Origin of the sequence: Streptomyces sp. NPDC035033 (assembly GCF_040636735.1) — a bacterium.
Taxonomy (GTDB): domain Bacteria; phylum Actinomycetota; class Actinomycetes; order Streptomycetales; family Streptomycetaceae; genus Streptomyces.
Window position 1 is genome coordinate 32,716 of the sequence record NZ_JBEZUZ010000068.1, and the last position, 11,129, is coordinate 43,844.

The 11,129-nt window shown below is 72.3% G+C and carries 11 protein-coding genes; 3 read left to right on the forward strand and 8 right to left on the reverse strand.

What is annotated here, in order from left to right; all coding sequences use genetic code 11:
* Window positions 1-366 precede the first annotated feature (366 nt).
* From AB0E83_RS24765 to AB0E83_RS24785, 5 genes are all read right to left on the reverse strand, one after another.
* Window positions 367-807, reverse strand: coding sequence for a hypothetical protein (locus tag AB0E83_RS24765; RefSeq protein ID WP_362115849.1), 441 nt, complete (start codon window positions 805-807; stop codon window positions 367-369).
* A 407-nt stretch (window positions 808-1,214) separates the two neighbouring features.
* Complete coding sequence (locus AB0E83_RS24770; protein WP_362115852.1) at window positions 1,215-2,837, reverse strand: recombinase family protein; 1,623 nt, start codon at window positions 2,835-2,837, stop codon at window positions 1,215-1,217.
* A gap of 129 nt (window positions 2,838-2,966) precedes the next feature.
* Window positions 2,967-3,530 carry a YbaK/EbsC family protein gene (locus AB0E83_RS24775; RefSeq protein ID WP_362115855.1) on the reverse strand — a complete coding sequence of 188 codons (564 nt, stop codon included), beginning with the start codon at window positions 3,528-3,530 and terminating at the stop codon, window positions 2,967-2,969.
* 64 nt (window positions 3,531-3,594) lie between these two features.
* Window positions 3,595-4,167, reverse strand: coding sequence for an XRE family transcriptional regulator (locus AB0E83_RS24780; RefSeq protein WP_362115858.1), 573 nt, complete (start codon window positions 4,165-4,167; stop codon window positions 3,595-3,597).
* Between the two features lie 204 nt (window positions 4,168-4,371).
* Complete coding sequence (locus AB0E83_RS24785) at window positions 4,372-5,184, reverse strand: acyltransferase (RefSeq protein ID WP_362115861.1); 813 nt, start codon at window positions 5,182-5,184, stop codon at window positions 4,372-4,374.
* Between the two features lie 148 nt (window positions 5,185-5,332).
* On the opposite strand from AB0E83_RS24785, the gene AB0E83_RS24790 reads away from it, so the two are divergent.
* Complete coding sequence (locus AB0E83_RS24790; RefSeq protein ID WP_362115864.1) at window positions 5,333-5,860, forward strand: gamma carbonic anhydrase family protein; 528 nt, start codon at window positions 5,333-5,335, stop codon at window positions 5,858-5,860.
* A 93-nt stretch (window positions 5,861-5,953) separates the two neighbouring features.
* Here the strand turns inward: AB0E83_RS24790 and AB0E83_RS24795 are convergent, their stop codons facing one another.
* Together AB0E83_RS24795 and AB0E83_RS24800 are read right to left on the reverse strand one after the other, a co-directional pair.
* Window positions 5,954-6,631 (reverse strand): DedA family protein, encoded by a 678-nt coding sequence (locus tag AB0E83_RS24795; RefSeq protein WP_362115867.1) that lies wholly within the window; start codon window positions 6,629-6,631, stop codon window positions 5,954-5,956.
* A gap of 332 nt (window positions 6,632-6,963) precedes the next feature.
* Window positions 6,964-7,425: a DUF4442 domain-containing protein gene (locus AB0E83_RS24800; RefSeq protein WP_362115870.1), complete on the reverse strand. Its 462-nt coding sequence runs from the start codon at window positions 7,423-7,425 to the stop codon at window positions 6,964-6,966.
* A gap of 118 nt (window positions 7,426-7,543) precedes the next feature.
* Between AB0E83_RS24800 and AB0E83_RS24805 the strand changes: the two genes are divergently transcribed.
* Both AB0E83_RS24805 and AB0E83_RS24810 read left to right on the forward strand, forming a co-directional pair.
* Entirely contained in the window at window positions 7,544-8,626 is a 1,083-nt protein-coding gene (locus AB0E83_RS24805; RefSeq protein WP_362115873.1) for a hypothetical protein, read from the forward strand.
* Between the two features lie 105 nt (window positions 8,627-8,731).
* Entirely contained in the window at window positions 8,732-10,093 is a 1,362-nt protein-coding gene (locus tag AB0E83_RS24810) for an MFS transporter (RefSeq protein WP_362115876.1), read from the forward strand.
* Here AB0E83_RS24810 and AB0E83_RS24815 read toward each other — a convergent pair.
* Window positions 10,055-10,900, reverse strand: a complete 846-nt coding sequence (locus AB0E83_RS24815; protein ID WP_362115879.1) for a fused MFS/spermidine synthase — start codon at window positions 10,898-10,900, stop codon at window positions 10,055-10,057. The two genes, AB0E83_RS24810 and AB0E83_RS24815, sit on opposite strands and share 39 nt — an antisense overlap.
* Window positions 10,901-11,129: the final 229 nt, after the last annotated feature.

Consider the following 11,129-nt stretch of genomic DNA (forward strand, 5'->3'; position numbering starts at 1 on the left):
AGTGACCTAGATGCATTCCAGGGCCTCAGAGGTGCCCTCACGGGCCGTTTCGAGCCTCCTCCGCCTCGTCGCCTCCGTCCGACTCGACGTCGAGCAGGCGCCCCCGCCAAACCGGGGTCCAAAGTGCCGAACCGAATAGCTTTCTCCTTTTCTCTATAACGCGTTAAGGGAAAAGTAGAAGTTAGGGTCTAGTTTGACCGTTCCGGCCATTTCCGCAGGTCAGGACGGTGCCAAACTCCCCACAGTTCGCCCCGGTCCGACCCGTCCGGAGGACGAGGATGCCGCTCGACGTCACCAGGAACGCCGACGACCCGCCTCCCACGGGGTGCGGGGGGCGGGTATCGAGGGCGATTCGGTTACCGAGTGTTACGCGTCTACGCGCCCCTGGCGCCGCGCCTCGTTCAGGCATCCGCCGCAGAATTCGGCGGGGATCCAGACTCCTTCGACGAGCGTCGGCATGGGGTCGTCCTCGTCGGGCTCTCCGCACCACCCGCACACAACCATGAAGTCGAACGACTCCAGGTCATCGAGGTTCATCACGGCCATGTCCGCCTCGTCGCTCGACGCCTCCGCCCACAGAACGGCCGCGTCGACGTTCTCCAGGTAGGAGCCCTCGTCGTACACGAGGGTGTCGTAGGCCCGGACGTCGTAGTCACGCCCCATCGCGATCACCGCTGGTACCTGCATGCGGACAGCGACTTCGTGGGCCAGGGCCGTGACGTCGGCCAGGCCGTCAGGGGTGGACGTGTCGCCGACGACGAGGACGGCGTTCAGACGCTCGCGCCGGGGGGAGAAGTGATATGCCATGCTGGATCGCTCCTTCACGGGAGTGCGCAGCCCCGGAGACTCGGCCAGAGGAACACCGGGGCTGCACCCTTTCCCGCTCTCACGGGGTGGTTGACCACCTTCAAGATGACACATGGTCGACAGGTGGTCAACCACCCTGGCATCATTGAGTCATGGCTAGCCAACACAAGCACCCCCTTCGCGGGCTACGAGGTATCGACAGCGATCTGTGGGACGCTTTCGACCACGCGGCGAAGGCCGTCGACAGTGACCGCTCAGCGGTTCTCCGTCAGTTCATGGAGTACTTCGTAAGCCGCCCAGGAGCGGTGCTCCCGACGCGTCCGCTGGCGGGAACGTGGTCGACACCATCCGACTCCTGAGCAACGCAAAGAGGCCCCGTAGTAGCGGGGCCTCTCGCGTGCCTAACGTCAGTCCGTGTTGCTCGGTGGCTCGACAGACAGCCACTTCACGTGGAGGCGGTCGCGGACCGGTCGGCGATCCCCCTGTCCCGTGGACGGGAGTAGGACGAGTTCATCGATGGCACAGCGCAGCAGCATGCGTTTGTCCGCGAGCGTCGCGGCGTGCCACGCCTCCGCCAGGAGGGAACCGTCGAGAAGCGGCGTGAGGTCCGTTTGCCTTTTCAGCTCCTCCATCTCTGTCCGGAGCGACGAGATCTGATCGTCGAGCGCCGACGAGATCCGGGCGTAGCGCTCCTCAGGCATGCGGCCCTTGACGAAGTAGGCATCGTCCAGCTCTGCAAGCCTCCGCTCCGCGTCGTCCAGTGCTGCCCCGACGTGACGCTTACGCTCTGCACGTTCCGGATCCTGGTAGGCCAGCCATCGAGCCCCAATCTCATGAAGAACAGGGTCGTCCGGCTCCAGCGCGGAGACGTGGGTAACCCACATCTCCCCCACCACGAAGTCAACCCGCGCCACAGAAGTGCGGACTCCAGGACAGGCAGTCTCTCCACCTTCCATGCGCGTTCGGCATCGATACGACTCGCCACCCGAAACGAGTCCCACCTTGCAGTGCGGGCATCGCAGAATGCCGGTGAGGATCTTCGCCGCGGAGCGAACCCCGTGCCCCCGCTTGATTCCGCGGACCGTCCGGCCCGCAATGAGAGACCGGATGGCGTACCACTCTGTCACCGACACAACGCCAGTGCCGCAGACAACAGGCTTGCCTTCCACGTCAAGCAGGGGCTCAGCCTTCCAGCCCCACTTGTCCACAGGGTTCCCGTACTCGTCAGTCTGGCGCTCCCTGAAGGGAACGAGGCCAGCCCAGAGCGGGGAATGCGCCATGCGGGAAATGGCATTGGCAGACCAATGCCGGCCTGAACGGGTACGGGCCCCCTCTCGGGTCATGGCATGAGCGACGGTCGTCCCGGCTTCTCCGTTCAACAACGCTTCGGCGATCTTTCGGGCCGTCGGGTACTCGTCCGGGTGGGGCCCCACCTTGCCGTCGCCGACGTGCTTGACGCCGTAAGGCGGCTTACCCCCTGGTGCTCGCCCGATGATGCGGTGCGCCTCTAGGCCAGTCTGCACACGGAGGGCGATGTCCTTTGCCTCGTCCTTGGCTCTCTCCGAGAGGATGGCGAACACAATGCGACCGCCCTTACTGCTGTCCAGCCCTTCAGTGATCGACACGAGGCGGGCACGCCGGCGGTCGAGTTCATCGAGGAGCGAGCCGACGGCCCCCATGCCGCGCCGGTCCAATCTGTCCGTCTTCCACACAGCGAGGCACTTTGACCGCCCAGCAAGGACGGCCGCCTTCGCGTTTTCAAACTCGTCCCGACGAATGTGCTGCTTACTTGCGCTGCGCTGCTCGAACCAGACGTGCCGGATCCCGAGCCCCTCCGCATGAGCCCACCTGACAGCGTCGCGGAGGTGGCGCCGCAGGGTGGCCAGATCCTCCATCTTCTTGGAGCGCCGGAGGTAGAGGTCTACGAGCTCGCTCGGGTCACCCGTGGCGGGCTTGTCGAGCCCGAGTTCCTCCAGCTCTTCAGGTGTCAGCCCGAGCGCCGCTAGCGCGTCGGTGTCTTCCCGTTCCATGCTTCTCCCCTGATAGGGACCTCCCCGATGCAGGGCAGTATCACATGGGGAAATACACCCTAGCTGCCCCGCGATCGAGATCCCGCGCCTGGGCTGAGCGGTCGCGCGGCCGCCTCCGTGCGGTCCCGGTCAGGCGGCCGGGAGGCCCAGGCCCTCCAGGACGACGGCGTTCGGGAGTTGGGCGAACGCCTTGCCGGGGAGGATGATCTTGCCGCGGCGGCGGCCGCTGCCGACGAGGACCCACGGGGTGTCGACGACGGCGGCGTCGACGAGGAGGGGCCACTCGGCGGGAAGGCCGACGGGCGTGATCCCGCCGTACTCCATGCCGGTGTCGCCGGTCGCCGTCTCCATCGGGGCGAAGCGCACCTTGCGCGCGCCGAGGTGCTTGCGCACGACTCCGTTGACGTCGACGCGCGTCGCCGACCCGACCACGCACGCGGCGAGGGTCGTCGTCTCGCCGCGCTTGCCGACGACGACGACGCAGTTCGCGGAGGCGTCGAGGAGGGCGGGGCCGTGGTGCTCGACGAAGACGGCGGTGTCGGCGATGGCCGGGTCGGTGTCGACGTAGAGGATCTGGTCGGCCGGGACCGGGCCGCTCCAGGCGCGGACGGCCGCGGCGACGGGCGGGGTGAGCAGGTCGAGGCGGTCGGGGGCGGGTCGGACGTCGGCGAAGTCTCCGATGGGTGCGCGCATGCGCGCCACGCTAACGGCTCCCGTCCGCGGCGCGGCCGGCCGTCTCACCGTACGAACGGGCCGTTCAGCGGGCGGGCGGGATGGAGACGGCCATGGTCATCTCGACCGTCTCCCCGCCGTCGTTGCGGTACGTGTGCGGGGCCGCGGCCTCGAAGACGGCGGAGGTCCCGGCGGGGACGGTGTGCTCGACGCCGTCGACGACCAGGGTGAGCACGCCGGCGACGACGTGGAGCAGCTCCGTGGTGCCCTGCGGGTGCGGGTCGGAGGCGCTGCCCTCGCCCGGCACCAGGGACCACGACCAGAGTTCGAGGGGGCCGCGGGCCTCGGTGCCGACGAGCAGGGTGGTGTGGCTGCCCGCCGGGGTGGACCACATGCGGACGGCCTGCTCCGGCGGGACGAGACGGACGTGGGGGCCCTGTTCGTGGTCGAGGAGGGTGGTGATGGAGACGCCGAGGGCGTCGGCCAGCTTCACGGTGGTGCCGACGCTCGGATTGGACCTGGCCTGCTCGATCTGGATGATCATTCCGCGGCTGACCCCGGAGCGTGCGGCGAGCGCGTCCAGGGTGAAGCCCCGCTCGTTGCGCCAGCGCTTCAGATTGCGGGCGAGCGACTGGGTCAGCTGGTCGAGATCCGACACGTTCCGTCCAATATCCTGGATGACATCGTTCAACAGACCGCACTACGGTGAGGTGCGCCCGATCGTGCAGTGCACTGTACTGCCCCCGACCGGTCCGCCCCTGCCCGCGCGGGGCCCGTGTCCGCCGCGTCCGCCCTGGCCACCGCCCTTCCGCGGGGCCCCGCCGGCCGCGCGGCGCGGACCGGTCCTCGCGTCCGCCGGCCGCTATCCGGCCGTGACGGCGTCCGCCGCCTCGGCGTTCCCGTCCGCCTCGGCCGCCGGCCTCTCCCCCGCCTCCGCCCGCTCGGCCTCCCAGGCCGCCAGCGCCGCCAGCTGCTCCGGGGTGACGTCCTCGGGGACCGGCCTCGGGGCCGGGGTGCGCAGGGGCGGCTGCCAGCCCCGCTCCGGGTCCCAGCGGCGGACGACCCTGGCCGGCGCGCCCGCCACCACCGAGTGGTCCGGCACCTCGCCGCGCACCACCGCGCCCGCCGCCACCACGACGTTGCGGCCGATCCGCGCGCCCGGCAGGATCACCGCCCCCGTGCCGAGCCAGCAGCCGGGGCCGATCGAGACCGGTTCGGAGCGCGGCCACTGGCGGCCGATGGGCTCGTGCGGGTCGTCGTAGCTGTGGTTGGTCGAGGTGATGTAGACGTACGGCCCGCAGTAGGTGTCCGAGCCGATGGTGATCGTCGTGTCGGCGATGACGTGGCTGCCGCGCCCGAGCACGACGCCGTTCCCCAGGGTGAGGACGGTCTCCGTGCCGAGGTCGAGCCCCGGCAGCATCCCGGCGGTCAGGGTGACCTGCTCGGCGATGATGCAGCACTCGCCGATCTCGATCCACCGCTCGCCGAAGACCGTGCCCTGCGGGAAGGCCAGCCGGGTGCCGGCGCCCAGCCGGCGGAACTTCAGCTTCCCCGGGTGCTCCGCGGTGACCGCGCCCGCCTGCTGCGCCCAGCGCCGGCCGCCCTGGAGGGCGTGGGCGACGACCCGGCGCCGCCAGGCGGCGAGGGAGGAGAACGTGTTTCCGTTTCTGGGCACCCCGACACCGTAGTCGGCGGTGCGGGACCTGATCGGCGCGGTCCCCTGTGATGTCCGTCATGGGCGCGGCATAAGGTGCGGGCAGACAACCGGAAGGCGCGACACCCCCACGGCCGCACGGGCCGTACGGACCCTCAGGAGTGACCCCATGGCAGAGGCGTTGATCAAGGCCGTCGGCGGCAAGGAGCCGAGCGTCGACCCGTCCGCCTTCACGGCCCCGACCTCGGTGGTGCTCGGCGAGGTGACGCTCGGCGCGCGGGCCAGCGTCTGGTACCACGCGGTGCTGCGCGCCGACTGCGGCCCCATCACCGTCGGCGAGGACTCCAACGTCCAGGACAACTGCACCGTCCACGTCGACCCGGGCTTCCCCGTCTCGATCGGCGACCGGGTGACGGTCGGGCACAACGCGACCGTGCACGGCTGCGTCATCGAGGACGACGTGCTCGTCGGCATGGGCGCGACGGTGCTCAACGGGGCCCGGATCGGCGCGGGCTCGCTCGTCGCCGCGCAGGCGCTGGTGCCGCAGGGCATGGAGGTCCCGCCCGGTTCGCTGGTCGCCGGCGTCCCCGCGAAGGTCCGCCGTCCGCTGACGGAGGAGGAGCGGGCGGGCATCCGGCTGAACGCCGAGATGTACCTCCACCTGGCCAAGGGGCACGCCGAGGCGTACGAGGACTGACGGCCGGGCGGCGGACGGCGGAGGGCGGCGCCCGGAACCAGGTTCCGGGCGCCGCCCTCCGTCACGTACGGGTGGGCGCGTCCCCGCGCGGGCTCAGTCCGCCGCGACCGTCTCCCGCGGCCTCTCCTCCGCCTCCCGCCGCGGCTCCGGGTGCCGCTCGGCGGCCGCGGCCGCCTTCTTGGCGCGGTTCTTGATGACGAGCATCGAGGTGACGCCGATCAGGACGGCGAGGACCAGGCCCAGCCAGGAGAACCGCTTCAGCCACGCCTCGGCGACGACGCCGACCGAGTAGACGACGGCGGTGGTGCCGCCCGCCCACAGGATGCCGCCGAAGACGTTGGCGAGGAGGAACTTCCAGTACGGCATCTTCAGGACGCCCGCGAGCGGGCCGGCGAAGATCCGCAGCAGGGCGACGAAGCGGCCGAAGAAGACCGCCCACATGCCCCACTTCTGGAAGGAGCGTTCGGCGAGGGCGATGTTCGCCTCGCTGAAGTGCTTGGGGAACCTGCCGCCGAGCCAGGCGAGCAGCGGACGGCCGCCCCTGCGGCCGATCGCGTACCCGATCGAGTCGCCGATGATCGCCCCCGCGGTGGCACAGGCGCCGAGCACGTACGGGTTGATGTCGCCGTGCTGCGAGGCGAGCAGGGCCGAGCTGACGAGGACGATCTCGCCGGGGAGCGGGATGCCGAGGCTCTCCAGCCCGATCACCACCCCCACCAGCGCGTAGATGGCGACGGCCGGGATCGTCTCCAGCCATTCCTGGACGTGCAACGCGGGTTCCTCCCGTCGGACCTGCGCGGCCCCGGTCGCGGGCCGCCGCGGTGGCGTGCCCCGCGTCGGGCACGCCGGGGCAGCCTACCCGCTCGCCCCGAACGGATCTCGACGGTCGTCCGCGGCCCGGGGCCCGCCGGCGCGGATCCCGGCGGGCCCGGCCCCCGGGCGCGGTGCGTACGACGCCCCGCCCGTTCCCCGGTCCGCCGTCCCGTGACGCGACCGCCCCCGCACCCGGGGGGAGGGTGCGGGGGCGGGGAAGTCCGTACCGGCGGCGCCGGAGGGGCCTCCGGGCGGAACGGTCCGTCAGGCGTACCGGTCCGCCGGGCGGGTCACTTGCCGGGGTCGTTGGGCCTCAGGGTCCACAGGACGGTCATCTCGCCGGTGACGGCGCCGTCCTCGCGGGTGATGTCGATGCGGACCGGGAACTCGGGGCGCTGCCCGGCGTCGAGCTCGGCGACGACCTCGGCGGCGGGGCGGCCGAGGGTCGCGGTGGCGGTGACGACGCCCTTGGCGAGCTTCTTGTACGCGATCTCGGCGCTGACGGCGAGCGGTACGGCCCGGCCGAGCTGGTCGCCGAAGGCGGCGAGCACGATGGCGCCGCTGGCGGACTCGGCGAGGGTGAACATGGCGCCGGCGTGCGGGCCGCCCAGGTGGTTGTGGTAGGCGGGCTGGTCCGGCAGGCGCACGACGGCGCGCTCGCCGGTGGTCTCCAGGAACTCCAGGTCGAGGGTCTTGGCCATGGGGACCGTGGCGGCGAGCATCTCGCCGACGGACATCTGATCTGCGCTCATGCGCCGTGATGTTACCCGCGAGTAGGAGCGTTGGCCATGCCCCGTCGGCCGACGGCCCCCGGCCGTCCCGTGCCCCGGGCGTGGCCCGGCCGCCACCGCCCCTCTATCGTTACGGGCCATGTGGCCAGGACAGCAGCCGCCCGGGGGCGAGCAGAACCCGCAGGACCAGAGTCAGAACCCGTACCAGCAGCCGGGGTACCAGCAGCCGAACCCGTACCAGCAGCCGACGCAGCCGGGCTACCCGCAGCAGGGCGGCTACCCGCAGCAGCCGTACCCGCAGCAGGGGTACGCGCAGCCGAACCCGTACCAGCAGCCGACCGTGCCGCAGTACCAGGTGCCCGGCCCGGTGCCGCCGCAGGGCCCGGGCGGGGACGGCCGGAAGCGGACGACGCTCATCGCGATCGTGGCCGCCACCGCGGTCGTCGTCGCCGGAGGCGTGACCGGCTTCCTCGTCCTGAGCAAGGACGACGAGAAGACGGACGACGCCGGCAAGCCGTCCACGAGCTCCTCGGCCCCGGTCTCCGGCACGCCCTCGGCGGAGACGGGCGAGCCGTCCGACGGTCCCACCAGCGAGCTCGACAACCCGCGCGACGGCACGACGTACGAGCCGACGGTCCCGGGCTGGAAGGTCGTCCACAACCCCCGCTACGGCACCCTCTTCGACGTCCCGCCGGAGTGGGAGGTCGGCAAGCCGACCATGCAGGTGGGCTTCGAGGACGCCAAGAAGGGCGACGGCAGTCCGCTCGTGGTCATGTCCGGCCCCGCCGACCTCAAGAGCGAGTGGTGCGCCGTCGACTCGGACAGGAACGGCAGCCCCGAGCACACGGGGCTCGCCGGGGCGGGCACCAAGGGCGCCCAGGGCGCCAAGGGGACCGCCGCCGCCGCGCAGGGCCAGGCCGGCCTGTGGGTGTGGGCCGCGTTCGCCCAGCACATGCCCGAGAAGAGCATCAAGGTCACCAAGGCCGTCCCGTTCACCACCGCGTCCGGCCTGAAGGGCAGCCTGGCCACGGCCACGGCGCCGAACGTGAAGAAGCGCAACAAGTGCGACACCGACGGCAAGTCGTTCGCCTTCAGCTTCCTCAACGCCGAGAACGACTACGCGGCCTTCGTGCTCTACGCGGCCGACGGCGTGAAGGACGAGCTCCCGGACGCGACGATCCGGAAGATCCTCTCCACGGTCCGGCTCAGCAAGCAGTCCTGACCGGCCCGCCGGCCCGCCGCTCCTCCCCCCGCCCCGGCGCTCCGTGTGACGGCCGGTCCGGTTATCGGTTTGGCAGGAGGGGGAGGCGGCGGGGATAGTCCCGGAGTGACGAAACGCCCCGCCTCCCCCCGCAGCGGCCGCCGCCCCGAATGGGCCGGACGCAACTACGTGCTGCTCACCGCCGCCACCATCGTGACCAGTCTCGGTGCCCACGGCGCCCTGATCGCCACCACCTGGGCCGTGTTCGAGTCCGGTGGCGACGCGGGCGACGTGGGCCTCGTGGCGATGGCGCGCTTCCTGCCGCTGGTCGTCTTCCTGCTCATCGGCGGCGCGGTGGCGGACCGGATACCCCGGCACCGGGTGATGGTCGCGGCCAACGCGCTCAACTTCGTCTCCCAGGCGGTCTTCGCCGCCCTGGTGCTCTCCGGCACGGCCGAGATCTGGCAGATGATGGTGCTCACCGGGCTCTGCGGCACCGGGCAGGCCTTCTTCAACCCGGCCGCCGAGGGCATGCTCATGTCCAGCGTCTCGGGCGAGCAGGCCGGCCGCGCCTTCGCCTTCTACCGGATGGCGATGCACGGCGCGGGCATCGGCGGCGCCGCGCTCGGCGGGGCGCTCGTCGCCTTCGTCGGCCCCGGCTGGGTCCTCGCCGTGGACGCGGCCGCGTTCGCCGTGGCGGGCGCGCTGCGGGCGTTCCTCGACGTCAGCGGCATCCCGGAGCGCAAGCCGGGCGGCGGGCTCTTCGCCGATCTGCGCGAGGGCTGGCAGGAGTTCATCGGCCGCCCGTGGCTGTGGTCGATCGTCGCCCAGTTCTCGGTCGTCGTCGCGCTCATCGGCGCGGTGGAGTCGGTGTACGGGCCGCTGGTCGCCCGGGACGAACTCGGCGGCGCGCGCCCCTGGGGCATCGCGCTCGCCGGCTACGGCGTGGGCACCGTCGCCGGCGCCGTCCTCATGACGCGGTGGAAGCCGCGCCGGCTGCTCCTCGTCGGCACGCTCGGCGTGTTCCCGATCGCGCTGCCCTCGGCGGCGCTCGCCATCCCGCTGCATCCCGTCGGGCTCACGGCGGTGATGTTCGTCAGCGGTGTGGCGATGGAGATCTTCGGCGTCTCCTGGATGACGACGATGCACCAGGAGATCCCGGAGGAGAAGCTCTCCCGGGTCTCCGCCTACGACTGGTTCGGCTCGACCGCGCTGCTGCCGCTGTCGACCGCCCTCGCGGGCCCGGCCGAGACGGCGTTCGGCCGGACGGAGTCGCTGTGGGGCGCGGTGGTCCTGATGACCCTGGTCACCGGGCTCGTCCTGCTCGTCCCCGACGTGCGGAACATGACGCGGCGTCCGCACGGCGTGCCGGCGGCGAAGGGCGACGCGGGCACGGGCGCCGGCGCGGCCGGCGGAAAGACCCCCGGCGCGGTGCCCGCGCCGGGGCCGTCAGCCGATGCCGAAGGCGCCCTCCGGGGGAACGGGTGACCCCACGGCCCGGGCGTCGTCGACCGGAGCGGCGTCGCCCGTGAACCGGGCCAGCGCCTCCCCGTGCTCCACGCGCGCGGGGAAGGCGTCCCTGGCGGCGCGGCGGGTGAGGCCGGGGAGGTCGAGGGGCGCGTCGGAGGCGACCAGGATCGCGTTGCCGAACCGCCGGCCGCGCAGCACCGACGGTTCGGCGAGCAGCGCCAGTTCGGGGAAGACGGCGGCGAAGGTGGCGAGCTGGGAGCGGAGGAAGGCGAAGGGCGCGCCGTCGGCCAGGTTGGCCGCGTAGGTCCCGCCAGGGCGCAGGACGCGCCGGAGTTCGCGCGCGTACGCGACGGAGGTGAGGTGCGCCGGGACCCGCGAGCCGCCGAAGACGTCGCCGACGATCAGGTCGGCCGAGGCGGCGGACGCCGCTTCGAGCCACGCGCGCGCGTCCGCCGTGTGCACGGTGACCCCGGAGCCCTCCGGCAGCGGCAGGTGCTCGGCGACCAGGGCGACGAGTCCGCCGTCGGCCTCGACGACGTCCTGGCGCGAACCGGGCCGGGTGACGGAGACGTACCTCGGCAGCGAGAGCGCCCCGCCGCCGAGGTGCAGCACGTCCAGGGGCGCGCCGTCGGCGGCGGCGCCGTCGACGACGTGCCCGAGCCGGCGGGCGTACTCGAACTCCAGGTGGCCGGGGGCGTCGAGGTCGACGTACGACTGCGGCGCGCCGTCGACCGTGAGGAGCCAGGCCCGCTCCCGGTCCACGTCGGGCATGAGACGCGCGGTGCCGTGGTCGACCTCGCGCAGGACGGGGATCTGCTCGTTCACCCCCTCATTGTGCAACCGCGCGGAACGCGCCCGCGCCCGCCCGGCGCGGCCCCGCCCGTCACCCCGTCCACACGGCGGCGACCGCTTCCGCGTGCGCCGCGGCCTGGGCGCGTCCGGCGCGGGCGGCGGCGCCCCGCCGGGCGGGGTCGAGCGCCCGGCTCCCGATCACGGCCTTGGCGGGCGCGGGGGGGGGGGGGTCCGCCCCCACGCCCACCGGCCGTCGGCCACG